We start from the raw sequence: 26755 nt of genomic DNA on the forward strand, positions 1-26755 counted from the left end.
TGCGCAGGCCGAGGCCCACCTCGCCGCTCCGCCGATCCCGGCCGGTGCGCAGGCCGATGGCCCTGACCGCGCTCCCGGTCAGGGCCATCGGAGAGGCGACCGGACACCCGAGTCGGTCCGGTTCGCCAGGGAGCTGCCGCGTCCGTCGTCCGTCAGGGGGAAGGACGACCCCCGGAGCCGATGGGGGGCCCGTCGGGGGCGGGGCCATGTCGGTGACCCCGTCCCGTCCGGTTCGCCTCCGGGACGCGCGGCGTGGCTCCTGGATCAGCGACGACGGCCCACCTGGATGCGGACGACGTCGAAGGCCGGGGTCTGGTTGGCCCGGACCATCATCGGGATGCGGTGCGAGCCGTCACCGGCCCACGAGGCGCACTGCGCGGTGCCCGCCTGCGGCAGACCCGGGACCTGGATGTCCACCGAGTCGGGGGTCGCGCCACCCTTGCTGTCCTCGGTCGCCACGAAGAACGCGGGAACCGGGTCGGGCGCCGGGGCCTCGTTGGTGTTCGCCAGCATGCGGCAGGCGGTGTGGAAGTGACCGCGGACCAGGCCGTTGGCCAGGACCGAGCTCTCCACGTAGTAGCCGCCCTTGCCGGCCGCGAGGAAGCGGTCACGGATCAGGTTGCGCGTGCTGATGGTCAGGGTGAACGCCTGGTTCACGCCGACCTGGCGCGGCGCGCGGGTGATCAGCAGGCTCGGGTTGGCGTTGGCCTCGCCGACCTCACCGAACTCGGTCGAGACACAGCGGCTGCCCTCCTGGAAGCCGTTGTGCGGGGTCAGGTTGCTGGTGTCGCAGCTGTTGGTCAGCACGCCGAGGCCGGCGCCGGGGGGCGGGGTGGTCTGCTCGCCCTGGCCGTTGTCGCCACCCTGGCCGTTGTCCTCGTTGCCCTGACCCTGGTCGCCGCCGGCCTGCTCGCCACCGTTGCCCTGACCCTGGTCGCCACCGGCCTGCTCACCGCCGTTGCCCTGACCCTGGTCACCGCCGGCCTGCTCGCCACCGTTGCCCTGACCCTGGTCGCCGCCGGCCTGCTCACCGCCGTTGCCCTGCTCGCCGCCGTTGCCCTGGCCCTGGTCACCGCCGGCCTGCTCGCCGCCACCGGCCTGCTCGCCGCCACCGGCCTGCTCGCCGCCACCGGCCTGCTCGCCGCCACCCGCGCTCGGGTCGGCGGCCGGGGCGGTGGTCGCGGCCTCGGTCGGCGGGGTCTGGTTGTCGTCGTCGTTGTTGCCGACGTTGTTCATCACCCAGTTGCGGCAGCGCGTGCGCAGCGTCTGGGTCGACACGGTCTCGCCGGCGCCGTCGTCCGGGTGCTGGGTGACCTGCCCACCGTTGGTGGTGTAGGCGCCCCGGCGCGTCTCGGTCGACAGCTTCGAGCGCTGGGGGGCCTGGATGTTGTCACACGCGGCCAGCGCCTTGCGCTGCGTCCGGTCGGTGCTCGCGTTGGAGACCTGGGTGACGGTCACGATGCCGCCGAAGGCCACCAGCGTGGCAGCCACCGCGACGATGCGACGCTTGCCACTGAACCAGTTGTTGCTCCTGGATGCGCGCCGGTACTTGGACCTTCGCATGGGGGTGACACCTTTCTCTTACGCGATGAGGGCTCGGCTGGGGCTACCGGGCCCGGAAGATGCGCATGGACGTGATGACGCCGGCCACGAGCGCGGCGGCGAGGACGAGCAGGACCACGGTGGTGCTGACGCCCGGGATGCCGCCGCTGGTGCTGGCCGCGGCGAGCATCTGCCCGTCCACCGGCACCGGTCCGCTGCCGGGGGCCGCCGGGGCGGGAGCGGTGGGAAGCGCCGCGTAGTCGACGATGTTGCTCGACTCCAGCAGCGTCATGTGCGTCATGACGAACTGGTTGGCCTCCTGGGCCAGCTTGCGGACCGTGTCGTTGCGCGTGCTGGCCCGGATCGTCGCGATCGCCGGGAAGATCTTGCCGTGGGCGGCGCGGAGACGGTCGATGAAGATCTGGTCGAACGTCGTCGAGTTCGCGTCCCGCATCTCCTGGAGCCAGAACTGCTGGTCGCCGTTCGGCTGGTTGGGCAGGTCGATGTTGAGCTTCTTGGCCGCCGCCCGGTCGAGCTTGTCGAGGAGCACGTGCTGCGCCGCGATCGACTTGCCGATCTGCACGACCCGCGGGTCGTTCGACTTCTCCTGGGCCATGTTGCCGGCCGGGATCTCCCAGAGGCCCGCGAGCCGCACCTTGATGACGAAGTCCTTGTCGGCGTCGCTCACCGCGCCGACACCCTTGTTGCTCAGCCCCGTCGAGGCCGGCACCGGGATGCCGTCGCCGCCGGGAGCTGCCCGGACCGGGCTGACGGGCGCCATCAGGAAAGTCAGAACGGCCGCGGAAATGCCCACCAACCAACGCGTCGAACGGCGCGAAAAGCGAGCGGTAAGCACTTTCTCTCAACCTCCGGAATCAGCGGTCTATCGAAAACTCGGCGAGCGGGTTCGGTCAGTAGCTGTAGTCGCTGCCGGCGTCGCTGTCGCCACCGGAACCGGCCCCGGAATCGCCGGCGGAATCGTCCTTCGGCGGGGCGACCGGCTTGGACACCTTGGGCAGGCAGGTCAGGTTCTTGGCGCCGTCGGGCTGGATGACGAACCAGGTGCCGTTGACGTTCTGGCCCTTCCAGGCGCCGGGCTTCTTGTCGCCGACGTAGGTGTAGAGCGGCCAGCCCTTGAGCGTGAGCTGCTTGGTGCCGTCCGCGCGGGCGACCGTGCCGACGAGCTTGGAGTCGACGCCCTTGAGGGTCGGCTTGCCGTCGTCGGTCAGCGCCGGCGGCCAGGTCTCGGCGCAGTCGCCGACGCAGTTCGACTTGGCCGGGTTGTTGCCGTCCTTGTCGAAGCGGTAGAGCACGAAGCCCTCGTCGTTGACGACGACCTTGCCCATGCGGGCCACCTTGGTGCCGGTCAGCGAGTCGGTCGACTCCTCGGCGCTGAGCTCGGGGGCGGCGTTGGGGTCGCCGGGGCCCTCGGTCGCGTTCGGGTCGGCCTCGGCGACGGGGTCGGCCGTGGCGGCCGGGTCCGCGGTGGCGCCGGCCGTGGCGGCGACGTTCTCCGCGGCGGGCTCGGCGGCGTTGCCGTAGTCGGCCGCGTTGTACCCGGTCGGGGCACAACCTTGCAGTGCGAACGCCGCGGCGATGGCTGCGCCGACGACTGTCAACTTTCGCTTCTGCGGTACCACGTGCCCTCCAGGCTTTGTTTCTCCGTCTGGCGTTTCCGGGCTGTAGTACGAGGGCAGGGTCGCGGCGGTTGAAGAAAGTTCCCATCAATTTCCGAGTTTTTGGCCCGGCGCCGCCGGACCTGCGCGGCTAAGACAAAAGAAAGGATCCCGGCCGTTCGGCCGGGATCCCATTTCCGTGCTAGGTCGGTTACGGAGTGCGTTCTTAAAGGATGCGCACCAGGGTCTCGCCCCCGCCGTTCGCGGTGACCTCCTGCACCTGCACGTGCGCGATCTCGTCCCGCGGGGTGGCGGTGATCGCCTGCAGCAGCAGCGGCTCCGGGTTGTCGGCCGTGCCCCAGCCCTTGGCGCCCACCTTCCACGAGACGAGCGGCTCGGAGGTGCCGTCGGTGTGCACGGCGACCAGCCGGCAGACCTTGGGGCCCTGGATGTTGGAGATGGCGAACGAGATCTGCGTCCCCCAGTCCTTGGCCTCCAGGCCGGCCGAGGCCGTGACGCCCGTGCGCGGGTCGGAGCCGGTGAACCGCTTGCCCGCCAGGTCGGGACCGCCGATGCCCGGGCCGTCGGCCGTGTTGGGCAGCGGGTCGATCTGCGTGCTGTCGCGCTGCGCCGTGTTGGTGGTCGCCGGGTCGTCGTTGCCGCCGCCGAACACCTGGCCGCCGACGAAGAACGCGCCGATCGAGAGCATCGCGAAGATGACCACGGCGGCGGCCAGCGAGTAGAGCCGCCGGCTGTTCGCCCGCTGCCGCTCGTGGCTGACCTCGCCGATCACCTTCTGCAGCATGAAGCCGTCGCGCCGGGTCTCCTCGGCGGCGATCACGCCGGCCGCGTCGACGTCGGCGAGCAGGTCGGCGACCTCGACGAACGACTCGAGCTCGTACGCGCACCTCGGGCACTCGATGAGGTGGTCCTCGAAACGCGCGGCGTCGTGCTCGTCGAGCACCCCCAAGGCGTACGACGCGACGTCGAAGTGGTCTTCCTGGGTCATTCGGTCACCCCCCGCTGCTGCAACGCCGTCCGCAGCGCACGCAGAGCGTAATACACCCGTGACTTGGCGGTGCCCAACGGAAGGTTGAGCTTTTCCGCCGCTTCCGGCACCGTGCGGCCCCGGAAGTAGGTCTCGATGAGGATCTCGCGGTGCGACTGGCTGAGCTCGCGCAGCGCGTCGGAGACCGTCATCGACTGGAGCACCCGGTCGGTGTCGTCGGCCTGGCTGGGGAAGCTCTCCAGCTCGCGGTCGTACGTCTCGGCCGGCCGGGCGCTCGCGCTGCGGTGGTCGTCGATCGCGATCCGCCGCGCGACGGTCACCAGCCACGGGCGCAGCGACTGCTGACCCTGCGCGCCGAGCCGGTGCGCGTTGCGCCAGGCCCGCAGCAGCGTCTCCTGCACGATGTCCTCGGCGCGCTGCCGGTCACCGCCGGTCAGCCGCAGCACGAACATCAGCAGGGGCCCGGCGTGCTCCTCGTAGAGCATCCGGACCAGCGTGTCCTCGTGACTCGAGCCACCCGCCGTCGCGGCCTCGTGCCGCGGCGCCTGCCGGGGGATCACCGAACCACCATCGTCAGCACCACGGCCTCCGTCGAGTGACTGCCACCGTCCACCGGAACGCTGCTGTGTCATCAGGCGCACCCCGCCCGGCGCCAGCCGATGTTCGGCCACCGCATGCATCGATACCTCCGCCCGGAGCTTTCCCCGTCGCCTGAGATACGGCTGGGGACAGCCCTCGGGATCAACGCGGACGGGAAAATTTCCGGGAGCGGTCTCAAACGATCCTCCGGTCTCGTGTGGGGGGTCACGAGGCACGGCGCCGGCCGATGGGATTTCATCGATCTGCACCGATATGACTGCCAGGGCAGCCGAATAATACTCAGCCACGCGGGTCCCATGAAACGGCGATCTGAGCAGGGCCGACGCACTGGCGGTGCGGCCCTACCGCTGAGTAGGCAAGCCCTTCCGTAGCGTTCCGATCACGGACGGTGGGAGCGCTCCCAACCTTTCGCCCAGCTTACGTCCTGCCCGATCGGAGGACGTGTGGCCGCCATCCGGCCCGATCACGTGATCCCTGTCGCATCCGTACCCCTAAAGCCGATCTGTCTCATCTGCCGCCTCGCGCCCGACAGCCCGACCCTCCCGTCGCAGACGCTCCCTTGCGCCACTCCTGCCCTCCTGCTCCCCCGTCCCGCGGCCCGCCGCCGCCCCCTTCCCACCACCGCGCGGCGCCGCCTCCCTGCCGGGCGTCCCGTCCCGCCGACCGCTCCCGCCCAAGCGACCGTTGCCACCGTCCCCGCCCAAACGACACCCGCCGCCGAGCACGACCGTTGCCGCACCGCCGTCCAAACGCCACCCGCCGCCGAACACGACCGTTGCCGCACCGCCGTCCAAACGCCACCCGCCGCCGAACACCACCGTTGCCGCCACCAACGCCGAGCCCCACCGTCGCCGCCACCGTCGCCGAGCCCACCGTCGCCGCCACCGTCGCCGAGCCCCACCGTTGCCGCCACCGTCGCTGAGCCCGACCGCCGTCGCCGTCGCCGAGCACGACTGCCGCCGCCCACCGCCGTCCAAACGCCGCCGTGGCTGACCGCCCCGACCGAGCGTCGCCCTCTCCAACGCCCCACGATCAAGCGCTACCGCTGCCGATCACACCGGCCGAGGGCGATCAGTTGCCGTCATTCCCGGCCAAACGCCACCATCGCTGACCGCCCGCGCCCGAGCGCCACCGCCGCCAACCACCCCCACCGAGCGTCGCCCTCTCCAACGCCCCACGACCAAGCGCTACCGCTGCCGATCACACCGGCCGAGGGCGATCAGTTGCCGTCATTCCCGGCCAAACGCCACCATCGCTGACCGCCCGCGCCCGAGCGCCACCGCCGCCAACCACCCCCAGCCGAACGCCACCCTCTCCAACGCCCCACGACCAAGCGCTACCGCTGCCGATCACACCGGCCGAGGGCGATCAGTTGCCGTCATTCCCGGCCAAACGCCACCATCGCTGACCGCCCGCGCCCGAGCGCCACCGCCGCCAACCACCCCCAGCCGAACGCCACCCTCTCCAACGCCCCACGACCAGCCGCTACCGCTGCCGATCACCTCGGCCAATCACCACCATTGCCGACCGCCCTCGCCCGAGGGCCCTTCCCCACCAACCCGGCCACGCGCCCCCTCCAACGGCCCCAACCGAGCACCTTCCTCTACACGCGCCTCCCTCTCCGACTGCCTCTTGCTGGGCACCTCCCTTCCGACCGCCTTTCATGCCGGGCGATGCGCAAAGAGAGCCAGCGAAGCGACCACCGCGCTCGGAAGCGCGGGCACAGAAGTGCCATCCGCGCCGAGGCGGCTCCCCTCATGCCGGGCGAGCCGGCCGAGCGGCTCGATCGCTCCCAGGCGCGGCATACTGCCTTCGAGCGCGGGCTCCCTTGAACCGGACGCTGCGCGAGGGCGAACCGTCGGAGCGCATCGTCAGGACGCGGCGTGCAGCCTCCGGGCGCCGAGCGGCGCAAAGCGAGTCGATGCGGCTCCCATGCTGCAGGATGCGGCGCAGAGGAGTCATCCAATTGCCGTGGCGCAACGCAGAGCCGCCCATTTGCCGAGGCACGGCGCAGGACGAGCCGTCCAGTCGCGGCGCGACGCAATCGGAGCCGCCCGATTGCTGAGGCACGGCGCAGAGCGAGCCGTCCAATCGCGCAGCGCGACGCAATGGGAGCCGCCCAACCACCGGGCCCGGCGCAGAGTGAGCGCCCCATCGCCGCAGCACAACGCAGAGCGAGACCCTCAAGCCCGCCGGAGCGCCGTCGTGGCGACTGTCGTGAAGTGCATCGTGAAGCTTCCGCCCAGCGCGTCGACGGCGTCGGCCATTGCGGACACCAGGGCGGCCGACTGCTCGGGCGGCAGGCTCGTGTTGGTTCCGAGAGTGAGCACCTGGTCGATCCACTCCGCGGCCGTGTAGACCTGCTCCCACTCGAAGCTCCACCGCTCCCCGCCGGCGGCGAAGGCGCCGGTGGCGCGCAGCGCCTCCTCCACCTTGTCGAAGCCGCCCAGGTAGACCGACGCCGCGGAGGCCGGGGTGCGGTAGAGCTTCGCGGCCACGCTGCCGGGCATCAGCCGCTCGTAGACCTCGGCGAACGCGGCGGCGGCCGGCGCGGAGGGCTGGCCGGCGTTCCAGAAGAGCGCGAGCAGGCCGCCGGGGCGCAGCACGGCCGCGGCCTTGGCGGCGCCGGCGTCGAGGTCGACCCAGTGCCAGGTCTGGCCGGCGACGACCGCGTCGAACGTGCGGCCGGCCGGATCCCAGGCCTCGAACGTCGACACGTCGACCTCGAAGCCGCCGGCGCGGGCGAAGGTCGCCATCCGCGGGTCGGGCTCGACGCCGAGCACGCGGCAACCGGCGGCGCGGAGCTGCCGCGCCCCGATGCCGGTGCCGATGCCGACGTCGAGCACGTCGTGGCCGGGGCTGCGGGCGACGACCCGGTCGATCAGGGCGGCGGGATAGCGGGGACGGGAGCGGTCGTAGCGTTCCGCGTCGGCGCCGAACGACTCCGCCGCCTGCCGCTGCCGGAAGGGCTCGGACTGGGGAGTGGGCATGCGCCCACTCTAAACGAGCGGGCGATGTGCGAGGCTGGTCGAGTGCCGACCGGGGTGGCGCTGCGCGACGTACGCCAGCAGTTGTTCGACGCGGCCCAGCGCGTGCTCGTGCGGGACGGGCCCACCGCGCTGACCAGCCGCGCGGTGACCGCCGAGGCGGGCTGCGCCAAGGGCGTGCTGCACCGGCACTTCGCGGACTTCGACGACTTCCTGGCCGAGCTGGTGCGGCGGCGCACCGCGGGGATCGAGGCGTGGGGCGCGACGATGTGCGAGACGGCGGGCACGGGCGTCGTCGCCGAGAACGTCGCCGACGTGCTGTCCGGCGTCTTCGACCGGGTCGGGCTGGGCCTGGTCACGCTGATCCTGGCCCGCGACGAGCTGCGGGCCCGGCTGCGCAACGGCGCCGGCGTACCGATGCTCGCCGAGGTCACCGCCGTGCTCGCCGGCTATCTCCGCGCGGAGCGCGACCGGGGCCGCGTGCGCGCGGACGCCGACCCCGGCGTGCTCGCGCTCGGCGTGGTGGGCGCCGCTCACCTGATGGTCGCGGACGGCCGGGCGTACGACCCCGGCGCCGTACGGGAGCTGGTCGCCTCGCTAGCGTGAGCCGGCGGTGGCCAGCACCAGGGCGCGGTGCAGCACCCGGGCGTCGCCGAGCATCCCGCGCAGGCGGCGCTCCAGACCGGCGATCGGCACCAGGTTCTGCGGCGCCCGCGGGTCCTTGTAGGCCGACGAGGCGAACCGCGGCAGCGTCGCCTGGGAGACCGCGGCCAGCTCGATCGCCATCTCGGGGCTCAGCTCGGGCGAGCACTCCACCCGCACGATCCCCGACCAGGGCGCCCCGGAACCGCCGGGCAGGCGCAGGTACCAGGACCAGCCGCCCCACTGGGTGCCGAGGTGGAAGACCGGCGTCCGCTGGCCCGGCCGCAACCGGGTCACCACCGCGTTGAGCGAGGCCGGCAGGTAGAGGCTCTTCTGCGTCTTGACGAACCCGAGCGTGCGCGGCAGCTGCCGCCGGGCGCGCAACGGCCCGTCGACCACCAGCAGGTCGCCCTCGAACGACGAGCCCAGCTCGCGCGCCTCCGACGAGATGTCGATCTCCAGCGCGGTCAGCGGCCCCTGCACCGCGGCGGGCAGCCGGCTCGCCTCGCCCGGGCCCTGGATGCGGTGCACCGCGTAGCGCACCGACCCGGCCTGCACGTCCTCCAGCGACGGGCTCGCGGTGAACAGCCCGCGGGCCACCCGCGCGCCCACCAGCTCGGCCACCCCGCGGGCGAGGTCGCAGCGGACCACCCCGGCGGCGTACGAGGCGGCGAGCCCCGCGTACGAGGTCCCGTCCTCCTCGGCCGTCCACAGCCCCGCGTCGTTGCGTCGCACGCCGTCGACCAGGAACACCACGTCGGGGCAGCGCACCGCCGAGGACACGTCGATCGGCTCCCACGCTGCGGCGGGCACCTCGACGTCGGTGTCGACCTGCGCGCTGCTCGGCGAGGCCGGCCCGTCGCCCGCGGAACCACCCTCGAACGACGACCCGTACGAGGGATCCCACGCGTCCACGAACGTCCTGGTCAAAAGCCCACCCTCGTGACATGCGCCGACCGCGCGTCCTTGTGCACCTCGAACCGCACCGGCACCCGCTCGGCCAGCGCGTTGACGTGGGTGACCACGCCCACCATGCGATCCCCGCGCGCGGCCAGATTTTCCAGCGTCGCGGCCACCACGTCGAGCGTCGCCGCGTCGAGCGTGCCGAAGCCCTCGTCGAGCACGATCGACTCGAGGCTGGCCGCCGTGGTCGACATGCCGGCGAGCTGCTCGGAGAGCGCGAGCGCCAGCGCCAGCGAGGCCTGGAACGTCTCGCCGCCCGACAGCGTGCGCACCCCGCGCCGCAGCCCGGCGTCGTGGTGGTCGATCACGAAGAACTCGCCCTTGTCGTGGATCAGGTCGTACTGCCCGCCGGTGAGCTCGCGCAGGATCCGCGACGCGCCGTCGACGAGCATGTCGAGCGCCTCCTCGAGCAGCCACCGCTCGAAGTTGTTGGCGCGCAGGTGCCCGGCGAGCGCCTTGGCCACCCGCGCCTCGCGCTGCAGGGTCATCCGCTGCTCGGTGAGCTCGCGCGCCTGCTCGCGGCGGTCGGCGAGCCGGCGCCACGCGGCCTCGGCCCGCTCGGCGGCGACCGCGGCGGCCCGGATCAGGTGCGCCTCGTCGGAGCCGGACGAGGCCGGCACGGCGACCCCGGCCGCGGTGAACAGCGCCACGATCTCGGCGAGCGCCGCGACCGTCGCCGCGTGGGCGGCGGCGACCGCCTGCTCGGCCGAGGACCGGGCGGTCGCGCGCTCGGCGGCGCGGTCGGCGGCCCACTCGACCAGCACGGTCCACGCGCCGGCCAGGTCGTCGCGGTCGGCGGGCGGCGGCGAGAAGCGGGCGACCTGGTCGCGTACGGCGTCGAACTCGCGCCACGCGGAGCGCTGCCGCTCCTCGGCGGCGATCACCGCGGCCTGCGCCTGCCGGTTGGCGGAGCGGGCCGCGCGCATGTCCGCCGCCGCCCGGTCGAGCTGTTTCTGCAGCTTGTCGATCTCGGCGAGCCGGCGGCGCAGCGCCTCGACGCCCGGCGAGTCGGCCACGGCGGCGCGGGCCTCGGCCAGCCGGGACAGGTGGTGCTCGTGCTGGGCGCGCTTGCGCTCGAGGTTGCTCTCGAGCTTGCGGGCCACGGCGTCGCGCTGCTGCCAGGCGCTCTCGGCCACCTCGGCGGCCGCGCGGGCGGCCTTGCCGGTGGCCTCGGCGGCGCGCACCGCCGAGCCCTCGGGCATCGCGGGCACCACGGTCACGGTCTGCTCGCACACCGGGCAACTGTCGCCCGCGGCCAGGTGCGCGCGCAGGGCGGCGGCCCGGTCGATGCGCTGGGCCTCGGTGTAGTCGAGCCGGGCCTGTTCGAGCAGCTGGGCGGCGCCGAGGTGGGCGCTGTGCGCGAGCTCGGCGGCGGCCGCGGCGTCCTTGTGCTCGACCTCGGCCACGGACAGCTCGCCGGCGAACCAGTCGGCCTGCCCGACCAGCCGCTCGAGCTCGGCGTGCCGGTCGAGCATCAGGTTGAGCGAACCGGCGTCGCCGGCGGCCGCGAGCTCGCCGCGGACCTTCTCCTCCTTCTCCTCGGCGGCGCGCACCTCGTCGGCGGTCTCGGCGGCCTTCGCCCGGGCTGCCGCGGTCACGCCCGCGGTCTCGACGCTTCCCGCGGGCGTACGCACCGAGGCGAGCAGCCGCACCTCGGCGTCGAGCGCGTCGCGGGCCGCGGCGGCGTCGACCTCGGCGGCGCGCTTGGCCCGCAGCCCGGGTACGGCCTGCTCGACCGCGGCGGTCAGCTCGCGCATCCGGCCCACGTGCTGCTCGGCCGCCTCGACCGCCTCGTCGGTGGCGTCGGCGAGCCCGGCGAGGCTCTGGTCGACCACCGCGAGCTTGCCCTCGGCGGTCTGGCCGCGGCCGGTGGCGCGGGTCTGCACCTCCTCGTAGACGTGCAGGCCGAGCAGGTTGACCAGGATCTGCTGCCGGGTGGCGGGCTTGGCGTGCAGGAAGTCGGCGAACTGGCCCTGCGGCAGCACGACGCAGCTGGTGAACTGCTCGAACGGCAGGCCGACCGCGTCCTGCACGGCCTGGTCCATCTCGGCGGGGGTGCCGGCCAGCACCTCGCCGAGGTCGTCGAGGTCCATGCCGGTGTCGAGCTTGCTGACGTCGAAGCCGGCAGGCATCAGCTGCAGCCCGGCGCCCGCCGTCTTGACGTTGCCGCGGCCGTCACGCCGCACGACGCGGGTCGCCACGTAGCGGTCGCCGGCCGACTCGAAGACCAGCCGCACCCGGGCCTCGGTCGCCGACGGGGCGAGCGCGTTGCCGATGCCGCGGGTGCCGCCCCAGCGCGGAACGGTGCCGTAGAGGGCGAACGTGATCGCGTCGAGCACCGTCGACTTGCCGGAGCCGGTGGGCCCGACGAAGGCGAAGTAGTCGGCGTCGGTGAAGTCGACGGTGGTCTCGTCGCGGAACACCGTGAACCCGGCCATGTCCAGGCGAATGGGCCTCATGATCCGGCTCCGCTTCGCTCCACCGAACCAGAGACCTGGCCACTGAGCTTGCTGGGCTCGCTACGCTCGCTCATGAGTGGGTGCTCACCTCGTCGTACAGCTCGTCGAAGAGCTCGCGGACGCCGTCCTCGGCGTTGCCGCGACTGTCCAGGTAGTCGCCGAAGAGTTCCCGTGGCGACCGACCGGCCCGCTGTGCCATCCGCTCCCCCACCCGGTCGGGCATCATCTCGGGGTCGATGCGCACCTCGAGGGCGTTGGGCAGCAGCTCCTGCACGTCCTCGCGGAGGCCGACCCGTGGCTTCTCGCGTACGAGGACACGCAGCCAGGCCTCCGGAAGGTTCACCTTGGCGAGCTGTTCGAGCGTTCCCCGGACGGTCCGCAGCGCGAGCGCCGAGCTGATCGGCACGTCGCGCACGCGGGCGGCCTTGTCGGCGGCCACGTCGACGATCGCGACCGACGGCACGTTCTCCTCCTCGCCGAAGTCGACGGCCAGCGGGCTGCCGCTGTACCGGGTCGGGCAGGGCGAGATCACCTGCTGGGCGCGGTGCAGGTGGCCGAGCGCCACGTAGTGCGCGTTGCGTGGGAAGACCGTGGCCGGCACCGCGTAGCCCATGACGGTGTGCGCCTCGCGCTCGCCGCCGCCGGCCGACGCCCCGACGATCGTCAGGTGCGCGGTCAGCAGGTTGATCACGCCGGGCTGGTCGAAGCCCTCGCTGAGCTTCGCGATCAGGCGGGCGATGTGGTCGGCGTACGTCTGGTTGGCCTCGGCGGCGGTCAGCTCGTACATCTCGGCCGCGCGGATCGCGTAGCGCTGCGACAGGAACGGCAGGGTCACCAGCTGCCAGCGTTCGCCGCCCGCGGTCTCGCCGGTGATCAGCAGCTCGTCCGCCTTCTCCCGGACGGCGCCGCGCAGCACGATGCCGGCCGCCTCGGCCCACGGGCGCAGCGCGTCGAGCGCGGGGCCGTTGTCGTGGTTGCCGCCGATCGCCACCACCTGGGCGCCGGTCTGCCGCAGCGCGGAGAGCGCCCGGGTGACCACGCGCGTCGCGTCGGCCGTGGGCGCCGCCGTGTCGTAGAGATCGCCGGCGATGACCACCAGGTCGGGCCGCTCGGCCCGGGCGGTCTCGACCACCTGGGCCAGCACGCGGATGTGCTCCTCGTGCCGGTTGCGTCCCTTGAGGACCTTGCCGACGTGCCAGTCGGACGTGTGCAGGATGCGCATCGGGAGAACCTTAGAACGGGATGTCGTCGTCGGACACGCCGCCGCGGCTGCCCACGACGGCGAACGGATCGGCCCCCTGCACGATCGACTTCATCGAGTCGGCGGGCGGCGGGCCGGACTCGGACTTGCGGGTGGCCCAGGCGGGGAACGGGAACTCGACGCAGAGCGGGACCGGGATGTCGGGCTGGTTGACGAACATCGTGCCCGGCCGCGCGAGCAGTGCCCGCTGGCGCATGGCGGGCGGCAGGAAGCCGTACTCGGGGCGGGCGGCCTCGGCCGGGTCGAGCCGGCCCACCACGCGGATCGCCGAGTTCGTCACGATGCGCCGCTCGACCTCGCTGGCCGTCTGCTGCGCGCCGATCAGGATGACCCCGAGCGAGCGGCCGCGCTCGGCGATGTCGAGCAGCACCTCCTTGATCGGCGAGGTGCCCTCGCGCGGCGCGTACTTGTTGAGCTCGTCGAGCACCACGAACAGCAGCGGGCGGCCGGTGCCGGCCTTCTCCTTCTCCTCGAACTCCGTCTTGAGCGTCACGCCGACCACGAACCGCTGCGCGCGGTCGGGCAGGTTGTGCAGGTCGACGACGGTGACCTGGGCCGACTCGGCGGTCTTGATCTGGTGCGGGCGGCGCTGGGCGAGGTCGCCGCGGATCAGCCGGGCCAGGTCGCGCTTGCTGCCGATCAGGCGGCGGGCGAACGCGTTGACCGTGCCCATGTTGACCGCGCTGCCCGCCCAGGTGGAGCGGGTCTCGTCGTCGGTGAGCTGCTCGACGATGTGGTCGACCAGGTCGCCGTAGGAGCCGATGCGCCGGCCGTCGATGCTGATGCCGCCCTCGGCGGGCACGGCGTGCCGGTGCAGGTGCGCGGTGACCGAGTGGACGACCATCGTGTATTGCTGGCGCTCGTCGTCGGCGTCGGCGAACACGTACGGCAGGAGCCGCAACGAAGCGAATTCCTCGAGCGTCCAGTAGAACGCGTCGACCCCGGTCAGCCGGCTGCTGACGTCGGGCGCGCCGGACGAGTCGCCGGCCCGCGGCGGGGCGTAGACGCGCACGTCGGAGAACGGGGTGGCCGGCAACTCGAGCAGTTTGTAGTTGGCGCGGGTGGCCTCGTCGAGCTTGGTGTTCGCGTGGTCGAGGAACAGCAGGTCCTCGCCCTTGACGTTGAAGATCAGCGCCCGGGCGTTGGCGCCGTCGGCCCCCAGCGCGCCCGAGCGGAACACCGAGTAGAGCAGGAACGTGGCGAAGCTGGTCTTGGTCGCGACGCCGGAGATGCCGCTGATCGAGACGTGCGCGCCGCGGGTGCCGTCGAGGAAGTCGGCGTTGAGGAACACGGGCACGCCGTCGCGGCCGGTGCCCATCGGGATGCGCCGCTCCATGCGGTCGAAGTGCAGCGCGGCGTCGCGGGCCTCCCCGGTCGCGCGGTGCACCACCGCGCCGGGAGCGGGCGGCACGTACAGCTCCGGGTCGACCCGGGTGGTGGTGATCTCGGCCGCCTCCTGCACCAGCGCGGGCAGCGTGCCCTCGGCGATCGCGAAGACGTCGGAGTCGAACTGGGCGCCCTCGTGCCGCGCGCGCACCTGGGTGACCACGCCGGCGATCGTGACCGGTTCGCGGTCCGGCAGATCGCGGGTGGTGACCACCACGTCGTCGAGCTGGAGGTAGCTGCCCGGGGTCACGGCCGTCCAGAACTGCAGCGGCGTCGCATCGGCCGTGCCGAGCACCCGCCCGACGGGCTCATCAGTATTTTCATTTTGTTTTCCGCCGCGGGGAAGCACAGCTTCGTCAGACACGCCGATCATCGTGCACCAGGGGTACGACAGAACCCGCACCGCCCGTGTGTTGGCACGCGTTGTCCACAACTTCTAGTGCTCATACACAGAGTTATCCACAAGATCTTGGCGTACGGGTGGAGGCGCGCCCACGCGCGAACCGATGTGAGCCGATCGGTCAAGAGCCGGATGACAGCTACCGCCGAGACCTTCGGGGGACCGCATGAGACCGCACGCCTCACCCGGACCGACGTGACGACCACCCGGGCCGGGCTCACCGACGGAGACCTGATCCGGCTCTCGGGCACGCAGCCCGAGAGCTTCGGCGCGATCTTCGACCGGCACGCCACCGCCATTCACCGCTATCTGGCCCGCCGGGTCGGCGTCGCGCTCGCCGACGACCTGACGGCCGAGACCTTCCTCACGGCCTTCAAGAGCCGGGGCACGTACGACTTGAGCCGCCCCGACGCCCTGCCCTGGCTCTACGGCATCGCCGCGAACCTGCTCCGCGGCCACCGGCGCACCGAGCTGCGCCAGTACCGCGCCCTCGCCCGCACCGGCATCGACCCGGCGCCGGCCGCGCCCGACGACCGGGTGCTGTCCCGGGTCACCGCCGCCGAGCACGTCCGCGCCCTGGCCGGCGCGCTGGCCCGGCTCAGCGCGGGCGAGCGCGACGTGCTCACCCTGATCAGCCAGGCACAGCTCAGCTATCCCGAGGCGGCACGAGCCCTGGACATCCCGGTCGGCACCGTCCGGTCCCGGCTGCACAGCGCCCGCAAGCGCCTCCGCGCCGCCCTGCACGACTTCCCCCAGCTCGACCTGACGAACGGGATCGACGATGAATGACCTCGACGTGATGGAGGAGTTCCGCGCCGAAATGCCGCCCGCCGACCCGGAGGTTCTGGCTCGCGCGCGGGCCGCGATGTTCCGGCAGGCACAGGCCGGCAACCGCCGACGGGCTCGGTGGCCGGTGCCGGTGGCCGCCATGGCCGCGCTGGTCGCCGCCGGTGTGGCCGTGGTGGCACTGCAGGAACGGGCCGGGCCGTCCCCGTCGCCGGAAGCGGTGCGGGTGCTCCGGCTCGCCGCCGCCGAGGCGCGGCGCGACCCGGCACTCGCCGCGCGCCCCGATCAGTTCGTCTACGTCCGGTCACGGGTCGCCTACGCCGGCGCCTCGTTCGAGAACGGCGCAGCGCGCTACATCCCGCCGGTGGAGAAGGACCGCCGGGTCTGGCTCTCGGTGGACGGCAGCCGGACGGGCCTGCTCCGCGAGCGCGCCGTCGGTGAGGTCTCGGGCGACACGCCGCTCGACGCAGGCTTCCCCGCGTACCAGCGTGACCTGCCCACCGAGACGGTGCCCATGCGCAACTGGTTGTACGCCGGCACGGGCAACACCAAGAAGGGCGGCAACCCGCCGGACGTGACGGCGTTCATGAAGGTCGGCGACACGCTGCACGAGCAGTACGTTCCGCCGGCCGCGGCGGCCGCGCTGTACGAGGCGGCCGCGACGATTCCCGGCACCGCGGTGGTCGAGCAGGTCGACCTTGCCGGGCGGCGCGGTATCGCCGTCTCCAAGACGCACCACGCCACCCGGCACGACCTCATCTTCGACGCGACGAGCTTCCGGTTCCTGGGCGAGCGGGAGGTCGCCCAGCGCGACGCAGCGCCGTTCCCGGACGGCGCGGTGATCGGGTGGAGCGCCCAGCTACGGGTGGCGATCGTCGATCGCGCGGGTCAGGACGGCTGACGGACGTACCGCAGAAACAGCATGTCCTCCAGCGTGAGCACGTGGCGCAGCGACAGGCGCCGCACGCCGGCGGCGGCACCGGCCGAGATGCGCCCGGGGCCGCCGCCGACCAGCAGCGGCGAGACCGTCAGGCACAGCTCGGTGACCAGGTCCGCCTCGATCAGCGAGCCGAGCAGGTGCGGGCCGCCCTCGCACAGCAGCTGGGTCGCCCCGCGCTCGTGCAGGGCCGCCACCCCGGCCGCCAGGTCGTCCACCGCGACGACGTCGGCCACCTCGGCCACCTTCGCGGCGGGAGCCGACGGGGTGGTCAGGACGACCGGCCGGATCGGGGCGTCGGCGAAGACCAGCTGGTCGAGGTCCAGGTCGAGCGACCGGGACACGATCACCATGAGCGGGAACTCGGGCAGCCCGTGCGCCACGCGCCACGCCCGCGCCGCGGGGGTCAGCCGCAACGCGTCGTAGTTCTCCGCCCGTACGGTGCCGGCGGCCACCACCAGGGCGTCGCAGACCATCCGCAGCGAGTCGAAGATCTCCTTGTCGCCCGGACCGTGCAGGCCGCCGGAGAGCCCGTCGACGGTGACCGCCCCGTCCGCGCTGGCGATGAAGTTGACGCGCAGCGTCGGGATGGTGTTGCGTGGATACAGGGAGACCAGGCCGTCGGCGGTGGACGGCCACACGGGAAAGTCGGTCATGGGCCGGGCGGTCCGGTCACCGGTGGGGTCGGCTCGGTTGAGCGGTGCTGGCAGTCGCACCACGAGCCGCCGCGGCAGTCGTCGTGACGTCGTTCCCGGCAGGCCTGACAGATCACCGTCCGACCATACCGCCCCTGGCCTGGTGTGATCCTGTGCATAGTCGGACGCCTTGACCCTGGGGACACGACGGCGCAACCGGGGCGAAACGCCGGGTTGGCACGCTGGTCGTCTCACCAGGGATGGCACGGCCGTGCCGTTCGCGAACGGGAGGAGTCGCATGTTGCTGCGGGTTCGAGTCACCCTGCCCGACCGCCCCGGCGCCCTCGGACAGGTGGCTCGCACGCTGGGCGTCGCCGGTGCCGACATCGTGCAGGTGGTGGTGCTGGAACGTCTCGGCGGCCGGGCCGTCGACGACTTCACCGTCGTCTGGCCGGGCGCCGCCCGCGTCGAGCGGCTGCTCGCCGGCCTCGCCGCCATCCCCGGCGTGCAGGTCGACGGCGTGTGGAAGGCGATCGGCGCCCCCGTCTCGGGCGGTCACGACGCCGAGCTGCTCGCCCAGGTCGCCGCGAACCCCGCCGACGGTCTGGCCACCCTCGTGGACGCGGTGCCCGGCCTGCTCGCCGCCGACTGGGCCGCCGCCGCGGTCGTCCCGGCCGACTGGGCCGCCCGGTCCGGCGCCGCGCGTCCGCTGCCGTCGGAGCCCGCAGTGGCGTACGCCAGCTGGCGCGCCCCCTCCCCGCTGCAGCTGCCCGAGATCACCCCGCTGCGCGCCCGGCCGCTTTCCGGCCCGGAGCAGACCCGCTATGCGATCGCCCCGTTCGGCCGCGCCGGCCTGGTGCTCGTGGTGGCCCGCACCGACGAGGACGACCTGCCCGCGGCCGCCTTCCACATCACCGAGGTCGACCGGGTGGCCCAGCTCGTCCGGGCCGCCGCGGTGATCCTCGGCGACCGGCTCGACACGGCCGCGGTGCCCACGCCCCTGTGATCCGACTCTCGCCGGAATCCCAGCTCAGGCAATGTCTGGTTAACAGCTTCGGGGGAGGATGGAAGCCGGTACACAGCTTGACGTGACTCGCCGGAAGGAGTGCCGGACATGGCGCTGTGGCGGATCCGGGCAACGGTCGACGACCGGCCGGGCTACCTCTCCGTACTGACTGCCAGCCTCGCCCTGAGGTCGGTGAACATCCTCGCCGTGCAGGTGCACACGACCGAGGCGGGCGCGGTCGACGACTTCCTGGTCGACGCGCCCGACTCGATGACCGAGGCCGAGCTGCTGACGGCGATCGCCAAGGGCCGCGGGCGCGACGCGTTCGTCTCGCGGGCCGAGGCGCAGGGCCTGGTCGACCAGCCGACCCGGGCGCTGGCGCTGGCCGGTCGCCTGGTGCACGACCCCGACGGGCTGGGCGAGGCGCTTGTCGCGCTGCTCGACGCGACCGAGGTGCGCTGGCGCCCCGAGCCGCTGACCACCCGTCCCGGGTACGAGGCGGGCCGCATGACGCTCGCGGACCCGGCCGGCGGCTCGTTCGAGGTGCTGCGCCGCGTCCCCGCGTTCACGCCCGCCGAGTACGCGAGGGCGCAGGCGCTGATCGAGCTCTCCGGCGCGCTGCGCCGCGGCGACGACCGCGCCACGCTGCTGCTGCCCGACGGCGCCGAGCTGGTGGTCCGGGCCGCGACGATGGACGACCTCGAGGGCGTACGCGGTCTGCACGCCCGCAGTTCCGCGGCCACGCTGCAGCGGCGCTACCTGGCCGGCGGCGTCCCGGGCGACGCGCGGCTGGCCCGCCTGCTCGAGCCGGCCGCCGCCGGTCGCACGCTGCTGGCCCTGGCCGGCGACCGGGTGGTCGCGATGGCCACGCTGCTCGCCGAGGGCGACCTGGGCGAGATCGCGATGCTGGTCGAGGACGACTGGCAGCGGCGCGGCATCGGCACGGCCCTGCTGCGCCGGGTGCTCGCCCTGGCCGAGCAGTCCGGCTTCGCGGCGCTGACCGCGCACACCGCGGCCGACAACGTGGCGATGCTGCGCACGCTGCGGCGGCTCGGGGCCGGCGAGGCCGACCGCGACGGCACGATGGCCAGCGTGACCCTGCCGATCCCGGGCCACACCGCCGTCGGCGAGCAGGCGCCGGTCTAGGAGGTGCGGGTGCCGTGCTCGACGCAGGTGGCGGTCCACCCTGCCGGCACGACCTGCACCTTCATCCGGCGGCGGCACTCGGGGCAGTAACGCGGCGGCTCGAGGGCGCGCGCCGCGGCGCACGCGGAGTGATCGCCCTCGGCGGCCGGCCGCCCGCAGCGGTCGCAGTACATCAGATCGTCGCCGACAGCGCCTTGACCGGCATCTTGAGGTCCTGCAGCAGCTCGAGGTCCGCCGTGGCGGGGCGGCCCAGCGTCGTCAGGTAGTTGCCGACGATCACCGCGTTGATGCCGCCGAGCAGCCCGTCGCGCGTGCCCAGGTCGCCCAGGGTGATCTCGCGCCCGCCGGCGAACCGCAGGATCGTGCGCGGCATCGCCAGCCGGAACGCGGCGATCGCCCGCAGCGCGTCCTTGCCCTCGACGACCGGCTGGTCGCCCAGCGGCGTGCCCGGCCGCGGGTTGAGGAAGTTCATCGGCACCTCGTGCGGGTCGAGCTCGGCGAGCTGGGCCGCGAACTCGGCCCGCTGCTCGAGCGACTCGCCCAGGCCGAGGATGCCGCCGCAGCAGACCTCCATGCCCGAGTCGCGCACCATCCTGAGCGTGCCCCAGCGCTCCTCCCACGTGTGCGTCGTCACCACGTTCGGGAAGTGCGAGCGGCAGGTCTCGAGGTTGTGGTTGTAGCGGTGCACGCCCATGTCGACCAGGTCGTCGACCTGCTCCTGCGACAGCATGCCGAGGCTCGCCGCGACCTGGATGTCGACCTCGGCCTTGATCGCCTTGACGCCCTCACGCATCTGGTCCATCAGGCGCCTGTCCGGCCCGCGTACGGCGGCCACGATGCAGAACTCCGTCGCCCCGGTGGCCGCGGTCTGCTTGGCCGCCTCGACCAGCGACGGGATGTCGAGCCAGACCGAGCGCACCGGCGAGGCGAACAGGCCCGACTGCGAGCAGAAGTGGCAGTCCTCCGGGCAGCCGCCGGTCTTGAGCGAGACGATGCCCTCGACCTCGACCTCGGGCCCGCACCACGCCATCCGCACGTCGTGGGCGAGCTGCAGCAGCTGCGGAAGGTCGTCGTCGGGCAGCCGGAGCACCTCGAGCACCTGCGCCTCGTCGAGGCCGACGCCGTCGTTCAACACCTGGGCGCGCGCCCGATCGAGGATCTGTGACATGTCCGGACCCTAACAAAGCTTCAGGCTCGGCTGAGCTGTCGGTGGCGGGTGGTAGTTTCCCCTTCTCGTGAATCGCCTTGGCGGCGTTGGAGGTGTTTTGACGGGCTGGCTGGAGTCCCTGGAGAGCCTGGCTGCGAGCAGAGCCAAGGCGGGGCTCACCCGTCGGCTGCGGCCGCGCCCGGGCGGCGGCGACGTCGTCGACCTGGCCGGCAACGACTATCTCGGGCTGGCCGTCCATCCCGCGGTGGTCGACGCTTGCGCCCGGAGCCTGCGGGCGTACGGGCTGGGAGCGACCGGTTCCCGGCTGGTGCGCGGCTCGTCGGACGCCCACGCCGAACTGGAGGCCGACCTGGCCGCCTGGATGGGCGCGCCGTCCGCGCTCGTGTTCTCGTCGGGCTACCTCGCCAACCTGGCCGCCGTGCGCGGCCTCACCGCCGTGTGTGACCTGATCGTCTCGGACGCCTACAACCACGCCTCGCTGATCGACGGCTGCAAGATCTCGGGCGTACGCACCGTGGTCGCGCCGCACAACTCGCCGGCCGCCGTCGCGGGCATCCTCGACGCCCACCCCGGCCGTGCCCTGGTCGTCACCGAGTCGGTGTTCTCCGTCGACGGCGACCTCGCCCCGCTGGCCGCCCTGCACGAGGTGACGGCGGCGCGCGGCGCGCTGCTGCTGGTCGACGACGCCCACGCGCTCGGCCTGCTCGGCCCCTCGGGCGCCGGCGGGGTGGCAGCGGCGGGACTGGCCGGCCGGCCCGACGTGATCGTCACCGCCACCCTGTCCAAGTCGCTGGGCGGCGCGGGCGGCGTCGTGGCCGCTCCCGAGCAGTTCGTCCGCCACCTGATCGACACCGGCCGCACGTTCATCTACGACACCGCGCTGCCGCCCGCCGTGGCCGCGGGCGTCCACGAGGCCCTGCAGCTCGCCCGCGCCGCCGACGACCGCCGGGCGCTGCTGTCCGCCCGCGGCGCGCTGGCCGTGAGCCGCCTGCGGGCCGCCGGCTTCGAGGTCTCCCCGCCCGCGGCCGGCGTGCTCTCCGTCGTGGCGCCCGGCCCCGAGGCCGCGCTGGCCTGGGCCGAGGACTGCCGCGACCGCGGCGTGGCCGTCGGCTGCTTCCGCCCGCCGTCCACTCCCGACGGCACCTCCCGCCTGCGCCTGACCCTCAACGCCGGCGTCCCCGACGCCGACTTCGCCCGCGCCCTGGACGTCATCGTGGAGTGCTCGCCGTGACCCCCGCAGCCCGCCCCGGCCCCGCCTCGACCGACCTCGCGCCGGTCCTGACCCGTCTCCCCCACTGCACCGTGGTCCTCACCTGCACCGCCGGCGGCTTCGCCCATCACTTCCCGGCCGCCCTCACACCCTCCTCGGCCCTCCTCACCCCGGTCGACCTCGAACCCTTCCCCACCCTCGTCCCGGTAGCCGTGGCCCCACCCCGCCGCGCCGCCGTCGACACACCCCCCACCCTCACCCCGATAGCCACCGCCCCCGCCGTCTCCCCCGCTCCGGGATCGCCCGCGCCCACGGCGCCGGTGCCCGGCCTGCCGATGCCCGTGTCGCCTGCCCCGGGCTCACCGACGCCGGTATCGCCCGCCTCGGGCGCGCCGGCACCAGACCTGCCGATCCCCGTGTCGCCCGCTCCAGGAACGCCGGCACCCGACCTGCCGACGCCCGTATCGCCCGCCCCCGCCACGCCGGCGCCCGACCTGCCGATGCCGGTATCGCCCGCCCCGGGAACCCCGGCACCCGACCTGCCGATCCCCGTCTCGCCCGCCCCAGGAACGCCGGCACCCGACCTGCCGACGCCCGTGTCGCCCTCGCCCGGGCACCCGCTGCCCGACTTCCCGGCCCCCGGTTCCCCCGTGCCCGCCGCCCCCGCGCCGGCCGGAGGCGAGCTGCCGAGCGGCGAGGAGCTCAGCGCCGAGATAGCGCAGGAACTGGCCGCCCAGGCGCAGCCCGCCCCCCGGCGGCCCGAGCCCGGCGAGTGGCGCGGCATCGTGCTGGTCACCGGCACCGACACCGAGGTCGGCAAGACGATCGTCACCGCCGCCGTGGCCGCCGCGGCGCAGGCCGCCGGGCTGCGGGTTGCCGTGATCAAGCCCGGCCAGACCGGCATCGCGACCGGCGCGCCCACCGACATCGACGTCATCACCCGACTGGCCGCCCCCGCGACCACCCGCACGCTCGCCGAGTACCCCGACCCCATGGCCCCGCTGGCCGCCGCCACGGTCGCCGAGATGGCGCCGCTCGAGCTCTACGAGGTGGTCGACGCGATCCGGGCCGAGGCCGAGAAGCACGACCTCGTGCTGGTCGAGGGCGCGGGCGGCCTGCTGGTGCCCATGGGCGTGCGCCCCTCCGGCGAGGCCTGGACCGTCGCCGACCTGGCCACCACGCTCGGCATCAGCACCATCGTGGTGGCCCGCGCCGGGCTCGGCACCCTCAACCACACCGCGCTCACGCTCGAGGCGCTGGCCCGCCGGGGCGTACCGGCCGGGGTTGTCATCGGCGCCTGGCCCGCCGACCCCGACCTGGTCCACTGGGCGAACCTGAGCGAGCTGGTCCCCCACCTGATCGGCGCGCTCCCCGAGGGCGCCGGCCGGATGGACCCCGGCGTCTTCCGCCGCTCGGCGCCGGGCTGGCTGACCCCGGCCCTCTACGGCGTGCTGGACAACTGGCGCGTGTGGGCCGAGGAGTTCGGCGAGGGCCACCACTGAGCTCAGAGCAGCGCGGCCAGCTCGGCGATCCGCAGGAGCGTGGCCCAGTTGCGTTCGGTGCCGTGCACGGAGAGCCTGCGCGACACCATGGCGGTGTTGACCGGGTTGCCGTGCACGCGGTCGCGGTAGTCGAGGTAGACCTCGCGGCCGGCGACCCGTACGTCGTCGTGCTCCTCGAGCAGTTTGACGCGCTCGGGCGAGGGGTGCTCGGCCAGGAAGGTCACCCGCAGCAGCGTGGGCCGGCCGCCTGGAGCGAGGCGCGCAGCGCGGCCATCGGCACCTTGTTGCGGGTGCCGAGGTTGACCGCTCGCAGCAGCGCGACCCAGACCGTCACGCGGCGATCGTATGGTGCTGGGGCGGCCGCGGTGAGTCGGGCGCCGGCACGTCCTCGATGGGGTCCACCGCGTACGTCACCTCTTCCCCGCCCCGGACGGTCACCTCGCGTCCCTCGTGGCGGAACGTGATGTCGTCGCCGTCGGCCGCGTAGGTGACCGAGTCGCGGGTGAGCGTGATCCGCAGCCTCGTGCCGCGCCAGCGCAGCCGGAACGCGAGCCGCCGCAGCCGGGGGGCCAGCCGCGGGCCGAACGACAGCTCGCCGTCGTGGTCGCGCATGCCGCCGAAGCCCATCACCAACGCGATCCACGCGCCCGCGCACGCCGCGATGTGCAGCCCGTCGCCGCCCGACTCGCCACCGCGGCGCAGGTCGAGCAGCGCCGCCTCGGCCAGGTAGTCGTGCGCCAGCGAGAGGTGCCCCAGCTCGGCGGCCATGACCGCCTGGATCGGCGCGGACAGCGAGGAGTCCCGCACCGTACGGGCCTCGTAGTAGGCGAAGTTGCGCCGCTTCTCCTCGAGGGTGAACGCGTCGCCGCGGACCACCATCGCGAGCACCAGGTCGGCCTGCTTGACCACCTGCTTGCGGTACAGGTTGAGGTAGTGGTGGTGCAGCATCAGCGGGAACTCGTGGCCGGCGGTGAAGTCCCACTCGGGCAGCCGGGTGAAGCCCGCGGCCTGCTCGTGCACGCCGCGCCCCTTGTCGTACGGGATGCTCAGGCAGTCGGCGAGCCGGTCGGGGCCGAGCGCGCGCAGGTTCCGCTGCGCCATCAGGTTGGTGTAGATGTTGTCGTCCATCAGGGCCGTGTACTCGTCCGGGCCGGTCACGCCCGCGATGTGCGCGGTGCCGTCGTCGTCGAAGTAGGCCACCGACTGCCACAGGCGCGCGGTGTCGGTCAGGATCTCGTCGCCGGCCTCGCGCATGAAGTCGTCGTCGCCGGTGGCCGCGTGGTAGCGCAGCACCGCGTCGGCGATGTCCGCGTTGACGTGCAGCGCCGCCGTGCCCGCCGGCCAGTAGCCGGAGCACTCGGGGCCGGTGATCGTGCGCCACGGGAAGGCGGCGCCGTCCATGCCCAGCTGGCGGGCGCGCTCGCGGGCGGCTCCGAGCGTGCTGTGCCGCCAGCGCAGCGCCGGGCCGACGCAGCCGGGATGGGTGTACGTGAGCATCCGCAGCACGAAGCTCTCGGTGTCCCACAGGGTGTGCCCGTCGTACCCGTTGCCGGTCAGCCCCTTGGCCGGGATCGGGTGCGGGCCGGCCTGCGCGCCCGCCTGCAGCACGTGGAACAGCCCGAACCGGACCGCCTGCTGGATCTCCGGGTCGCCGTCCACCTCGACGTCGGCGCCCTCCCAGAAGTCGTCCAGGTAGGCCCGCTGCTCGGCCAGCAGCGTGTCGAAGCCGTCGCGGGCCGCCGCGTCGCGGTCGGCCAGCACCTCGTCGCGCCCGGGGGCCGGAAGCGCGCCGTCCCAGCGGTACGCGAGGAACTTGTCGAACGTGATCTCGCCCTCGCCGGTGGCGGTCCAGCGGATCAGGTCGGGCTCGGTGGTCACGGACCCCTCGGCGCCCGTGTGCGTGACGGCCGCCGCGACCAGCAGGCCGCTGCGGCGGGTCCGGTGGATCAGCACGTCGTCGTCGTGCGAGACCGGCGCGAACGGGTCCTGCAGGATCGCGCTGGCCCGCGGGTCGTCCTCGCGCGGCGGCGGCAGGTCCTCGTCGACCACGAGGTCGGAGTTGACCCGCAGGCGGGCGTCGGCGCGCACGGTGTAGCGGATGGCGGCCACCGACGGGCGCGGGAACGACACCAGCCGCTCGGTGCGCAGCGACACGGGCACGCCGGCCGGGGAGACCCACTCGACCTCCCGCACGAGCGTGCCGGCGCGCAGGTCGAGCACCCGCTCGTGGCGGCGCACCTCGCCCGTGCGCAGGTCGAACGGCTCGCCGCCGACCTCGAGCGAGATCCGCTTGCCGTTGGGGCCGTTCACGATCGTCTGGGTGACCTCGGGGAAGCCGAAGCCCTCCTCGGGGTACTCGAGGTCGCGCTCCTCGTAGAGCGAGTTGAGGAACGTGCCCGGCATGCCGCCGGGGTGCGGCTCCTCCAGGTTGGCGCGCATCCCGATGTGGCCGTTCGCCAGCGCGAAGATCGACTCACCCTGCAGCAGGGCGCCGTCCTCTTCGTCCGGGGCGCCGACCTCCCGGATCCGCCACGGCTCGGCCGGCGCGATCTCAGACATCGCGCAGGTCCGGTCGTCCGCCGGCGTGGCCGACCGTGGCGCCCGAGGCGGCGGTCGCGCGGCGCGCCGCCTCCTCGTAGGACTGCCCGCCCAGCAGGGCGGCGGTGAGCGCGGCGACGAAGGCGTCCCCGCCCCCGGTGGTGTCGACGACCTCGGCGTCGGCGAGCGGGATCTTGATCTGCCCGCCCTCCCAGACGAACAGGTTGCCGTCCTGCTCCGCGATGGCCTGCAGCCGGGGGCCGCGGCCGAGCACGATGCCGCCGGACTCCTTCTCGTCGGCGCGCACCACGTCGGCGTACGCCAGGATGCTCTCGTCCTTGATCTCGCCGTCGAGCACCACGAGACGCCCGGCCTCGTGCCCGATCCGCGCGGCCGCCAGCGCCGCCTCGGCGGGCTGCTGCAGCTGCACGAGCACGGCGTCCGCCGCGGCGATCGTGTCGCGGGCGCGCAGCACGTCCTGCTCGCCGAGCAGCACCGGCGGCGGCAGGTGCTCCACGTAGCGGTACGCGCCGCCGGGCTCGAGGATCTCGACGATCAGGCCGGTCAGCGCGCCGGGGCGGCGGATCACCGAGCGCACGTCGATGCCGTCACGGCGGGCCTGGGCGAGCAGCACGTCGCCGATGACGTCGTCGCCCGCGACCGCGACCAGCGAGGGCCGCACGCCGAGCTGCGCGAGGGCCACGGCCTGGTTCGCCCCCTTGCCGCCGAGCTGCTCGCGGCGGCTGCCGGCGGCGCCCGAACTGCCCGGCTCGGGCAACTCGTCGACGGTCAGGATCAGATCGCGGGCCAGTTGCCCGATCACGGCGGCGGTGGGTGCTGTCACGGGTGAAGTCATTACCCCGGGACCGACTCTTTGTGCGACTTTTCCCCCTGGGGGTTGGCTGTGAAAGCCATTCGCCCATCCCTACCGTTGCGGGACACCCGCACCCTTTCTAGGCTCG

Annotated in this window: 23 protein-coding genes and 1 pseudogene; 7 read left to right on the plus strand and 17 right to left on the minus strand. The window is 73.5% G+C overall.

Features of this window, described 5'->3' with window-relative positions; translation table 11 throughout:
* Window positions 1–264 precede the first annotated feature (264 nt).
* The 6 genes from ACSNN8_RS05035 to ACSNN8_RS05060 all read right to left on the minus strand — a co-directional run bounded on the left by ACSNN8_RS05035 (window position 265) and on the right by ACSNN8_RS05060 (window position 7757).
* A complete protein-coding gene (locus ACSNN8_RS05035; protein ID WP_436647216.1) occupies window positions 265–1563 on the minus strand; it encodes a Pecanex-like protein 1 in 1299 nt (432 codons plus the stop codon).
* A 43-nt stretch (window positions 1564–1606) separates the two neighbouring features.
* Entirely contained in the window at window positions 1607–2323 is a 717-nt protein-coding gene (locus ACSNN8_RS05040; RefSeq protein ID WP_436647217.1) for a DUF4142 domain-containing protein, read from the minus strand.
* A 130-nt stretch (window positions 2324–2453) separates the two neighbouring features.
* The gene (locus ACSNN8_RS05045) at window positions 2454–3161 is read right to left on the minus strand and encodes a COG4315 family predicted lipoprotein (RefSeq protein ID WP_436647218.1); all 708 of its coding nucleotides are present in this window, start codon (window positions 3159–3161) and stop codon (window positions 2454–2456) included.
* Between the two features lie 223 nt (window positions 3162–3384).
* Window positions 3385–4167: an anti-sigma factor family protein gene (locus ACSNN8_RS05050; protein WP_436647219.1), complete on the minus strand. Its 783-nt coding sequence runs from the start codon at window positions 4165–4167 to the stop codon at window positions 3385–3387.
* Entirely contained in the window at window positions 4164–4847 is a 684-nt protein-coding gene (locus tag ACSNN8_RS05055; RefSeq protein ID WP_436647220.1) for a sigma-70 family RNA polymerase sigma factor, read from the minus strand. Before ACSNN8_RS05055 ends, ACSNN8_RS05050 begins: the two co-directional genes overlap by 4 nt.
* A 2103-nt stretch (window positions 4848–6950) precedes the next feature.
* Complete coding sequence (locus ACSNN8_RS05060; RefSeq protein ID WP_436647221.1) at window positions 6951–7757, minus strand: class I SAM-dependent methyltransferase; 807 nt, start codon at window positions 7755–7757, stop codon at window positions 6951–6953.
* A gap of 42 nt (window positions 7758–7799) precedes the next feature.
* On the opposite strand from ACSNN8_RS05060, the gene ACSNN8_RS05065 reads away from it, so the two are divergent.
* Entirely contained in the window at window positions 7800–8360 is a 561-nt protein-coding gene (locus ACSNN8_RS05065) for a TetR/AcrR family transcriptional regulator (RefSeq protein WP_436647222.1), read from the plus strand.
* Here the strand turns inward: ACSNN8_RS05065 and ACSNN8_RS05070 are convergent.
* From ACSNN8_RS05070 to ACSNN8_RS05085, 4 genes are all read right to left on the minus strand, one after another.
* Window positions 8352–9326: a hypothetical protein gene (locus ACSNN8_RS05070; protein ID WP_436647223.1), complete on the minus strand. Its 975-nt coding sequence runs from the start codon at window positions 9324–9326 to the stop codon at window positions 8352–8354. The genes ACSNN8_RS05065 and ACSNN8_RS05070 overlap by 9 nt on opposite strands.
* Entirely contained in the window at window positions 9323–11818 is a 2496-nt protein-coding gene (locus ACSNN8_RS05075) for an AAA family ATPase (protein WP_436647224.1), read from the minus strand. The genes ACSNN8_RS05070 and ACSNN8_RS05075 overlap by 4 nt, the downstream gene beginning before the upstream one ends.
* Before the next feature lie 70 nt (window positions 11819–11888).
* Window positions 11889–13040, minus strand: coding sequence for an exonuclease SbcCD subunit D (locus ACSNN8_RS05080; protein ID WP_436647225.1), 1152 nt, complete (start codon window positions 13038–13040; stop codon window positions 11889–11891).
* Window positions 13041–13050: 10 nt separating this feature from the next.
* Window positions 13051–14838 (minus strand): ATP-binding protein, encoded by a 1788-nt coding sequence (locus tag ACSNN8_RS05085; protein WP_436647226.1) that lies wholly within the window; start codon window positions 14836–14838, stop codon window positions 13051–13053.
* A gap of 222 nt (window positions 14839–15060) precedes the next feature.
* Here ACSNN8_RS05085 and ACSNN8_RS05090 point away from each other — a divergent pair, with 222 nt between their 5' ends.
* Window positions 15061–15654 (plus strand): RNA polymerase sigma factor, encoded by a 594-nt coding sequence (locus ACSNN8_RS05090; protein ID WP_436647227.1) that lies wholly within the window; start codon window positions 15061–15063, stop codon window positions 15652–15654.
* Window positions 15647–16552, plus strand: coding sequence for a CU044_5270 family protein (locus ACSNN8_RS05095; protein WP_436647228.1), 906 nt, complete (start codon window positions 15647–15649; stop codon window positions 16550–16552). The genes ACSNN8_RS05090 and ACSNN8_RS05095 overlap by 8 nt, the downstream gene beginning before the upstream one ends.
* Here the strand turns inward: ACSNN8_RS05095 and ACSNN8_RS05100 are convergent.
* Entirely contained in the window at window positions 16540–17244 is a 705-nt protein-coding gene (locus ACSNN8_RS05100) for a pyrimidine reductase family protein (protein WP_436647229.1), read from the minus strand. The genes ACSNN8_RS05095 and ACSNN8_RS05100 overlap by 13 nt on opposite strands.
* 277 nt (window positions 17245–17521) lie before the next feature.
* Between ACSNN8_RS05100 and ACSNN8_RS05105 the strand changes: the two genes are divergently transcribed.
* Both ACSNN8_RS05105 and ACSNN8_RS05110 read left to right on the plus strand, forming a co-directional pair.
* The gene (locus tag ACSNN8_RS05105; protein WP_436647230.1) at window positions 17522–18229 is read left to right on the plus strand and encodes an amino acid-binding protein; all 708 of its coding nucleotides are present in this window, start codon (window positions 17522–17524) and stop codon (window positions 18227–18229) included.
* A 108-nt stretch (window positions 18230–18337) separates the two neighbouring features.
* The gene (locus tag ACSNN8_RS05110; RefSeq protein ID WP_436647231.1) at window positions 18338–19375 is read left to right on the plus strand and encodes a GNAT family N-acetyltransferase; all 1038 of its coding nucleotides are present in this window, start codon (window positions 18338–18340) and stop codon (window positions 19373–19375) included.
* Here the strand turns inward: ACSNN8_RS05110 and ACSNN8_RS05115 are convergent.
* Together ACSNN8_RS05115 and bioB are read right to left on the minus strand one after the other, a co-directional pair.
* Window positions 19372–19635: pseudogene (locus ACSNN8_RS05115) on the minus strand (hypothetical protein); the annotation flags it as partial. The gene ACSNN8_RS05110 and the pseudogene ACSNN8_RS05115 sit on opposite strands and share 4 nt — an antisense overlap.
* Window positions 19548–20543, minus strand: coding sequence for a biotin synthase BioB (gene bioB, locus ACSNN8_RS05120; protein ID WP_436647232.1), 996 nt, complete (start codon window positions 20541–20543; stop codon window positions 19548–19550). The gene bioB and the pseudogene ACSNN8_RS05115, both read right to left, overlap by 88 nt.
* A gap of 97 nt (window positions 20544–20640) precedes the next feature.
* Here bioB and ACSNN8_RS05125 point away from each other — a divergent pair, with 97 nt between their 5' ends.
* Window positions 20641–21774 (plus strand): 8-amino-7-oxononanoate synthase, encoded by a 1134-nt coding sequence (locus ACSNN8_RS05125; protein WP_436647233.1) that lies wholly within the window; start codon window positions 20641–20643, stop codon window positions 21772–21774.
* Window positions 21775–22478: 704 nt separating this feature from the next.
* A complete protein-coding gene (gene bioD, locus ACSNN8_RS05130; RefSeq protein WP_436649414.1) occupies window positions 22479–23255 on the plus strand; it encodes a dethiobiotin synthase in 777 nt (258 codons plus the stop codon).
* Between the two features lie 2 nt (window positions 23256–23257).
* On the opposite strand, the gene ACSNN8_RS05135 is transcribed toward bioD, so the two are convergent.
* Genes ACSNN8_RS05135 through ACSNN8_RS05150 form a run of 4 tightly spaced genes read right to left on the minus strand, consistent with a single transcriptional unit; the run spans window position 23258 to window position 26637 of the window.
* Window positions 23258–23479, minus strand: coding sequence for a hypothetical protein (locus ACSNN8_RS05135; protein ID WP_436647234.1), 222 nt, complete (start codon window positions 23477–23479; stop codon window positions 23258–23260).
* Window positions 23476–23589, minus strand: coding sequence for a DUF1697 domain-containing protein (locus ACSNN8_RS05140; protein WP_436647235.1), 114 nt, complete (start codon window positions 23587–23589; stop codon window positions 23476–23478). The genes ACSNN8_RS05135 and ACSNN8_RS05140 overlap by 4 nt, the downstream gene beginning before the upstream one ends.
* The gene (locus tag ACSNN8_RS05145; RefSeq protein WP_436647236.1) at window positions 23586–25814 is read right to left on the minus strand and encodes a glycoside hydrolase family 65 protein; all 2229 of its coding nucleotides are present in this window, start codon (window positions 25812–25814) and stop codon (window positions 23586–23588) included. The genes ACSNN8_RS05140 and ACSNN8_RS05145 overlap by 4 nt, the downstream gene beginning before the upstream one ends.
* On the minus strand, window positions 25807–26637 hold the full coding sequence (locus ACSNN8_RS05150; protein WP_436647237.1) for a PfkB family carbohydrate kinase: 831 nt from the start codon (window positions 26635–26637) through the stop codon (window positions 25807–25809). Before ACSNN8_RS05150 ends, ACSNN8_RS05145 begins: the two co-directional genes overlap by 8 nt.
* Window positions 26638–26755 lie beyond the last annotated feature (118 nt).

It is taken from the genome of Actinoplanes sp. URMC 104 (assembly GCF_051386375.1).
Lineage (GTDB): Bacteria > Actinomycetota > Actinomycetes > Mycobacteriales > Micromonosporaceae > Actinoplanes.

What these genes read in the sequence shown, in the direction of transcription:
- ACSNN8_RS05035 (WP_436647216.1), bottom strand. Translation starts at nt 1,563, where the DNA reads ATGCGAAGGTCCAAGTACCGGCGCGCATCCAGGAGCAACAACTGGTTC.
- ACSNN8_RS05040 (WP_436647217.1), bottom strand. Translation starts at nt 2,323, where the DNA reads ATGGCGCCCGTCAGCCCGGTCCGGGCAGCTCCCGGCGGCGACGGCATC.
- ACSNN8_RS05050 (WP_436647219.1), bottom strand. Translation starts at nt 4,167, where the DNA reads ATGACCCAGGAAGACCACTTCGACGTCGCGTCGTACGCCTTGGGGGTG.
- ACSNN8_RS05055 (WP_436647220.1), bottom strand. Translation starts at nt 4,847, where the DNA reads ATGCATGCGGTGGCCGAACATCGGCTGGCGCCGGGCGGGGTGCGCCTG.
- ACSNN8_RS05060 (WP_436647221.1), bottom strand. Translation starts at nt 7,757, where the DNA reads ATGCCCACTCCCCAGTCCGAGCCCTTCCGGCAGCGGCAGGCGGCGGAG.
- ACSNN8_RS05075 (WP_436647224.1), bottom strand. Translation starts at nt 11,818, where the DNA reads ATGAGGCCCATTCGCCTGGACATGGCCGGGTTCACGGTGTTCCGCGAC.
- ACSNN8_RS05080 (WP_436647225.1), bottom strand. Translation starts at nt 13,040, where the DNA reads ATGCGCATCCTGCACACGTCCGACTGGCACGTCGGCAAGGTCCTCAAG.
- ACSNN8_RS05085 (WP_436647226.1), bottom strand. Translation starts at nt 14,838, where the DNA reads ATGATCGGCGTGTCTGACGAAGCTGTGCTTCCCCGCGGCGGAAAACAA.
- ACSNN8_RS05095 (WP_436647228.1), top strand. Translation starts at nt 15,647, where the DNA reads ATGAATGACCTCGACGTGATGGAGGAGTTCCGCGCCGAAATGCCGCCC.
- ACSNN8_RS05100 (WP_436647229.1), bottom strand. Translation starts at nt 17,244, where the DNA reads ATGACCGACTTTCCCGTGTGGCCGTCCACCGCCGACGGCCTGGTCTCC.
- ACSNN8_RS05105 (WP_436647230.1), top strand. Translation starts at nt 17,522, where the DNA reads ATGTTGCTGCGGGTTCGAGTCACCCTGCCCGACCGCCCCGGCGCCCTC.
- ACSNN8_RS05110 (WP_436647231.1), top strand. Translation starts at nt 18,338, where the DNA reads ATGGCGCTGTGGCGGATCCGGGCAACGGTCGACGACCGGCCGGGCTAC.
- bioB (WP_436647232.1), bottom strand. Translation starts at nt 20,543, where the DNA reads ATGTCACAGATCCTCGATCGGGCGCGCGCCCAGGTGTTGAACGACGGC.
- ACSNN8_RS05145 (WP_436647236.1), bottom strand. Translation starts at nt 25,814, where the DNA reads ATGTCTGAGATCGCGCCGGCCGAGCCGTGGCGGATCCGGGAGGTCGGC.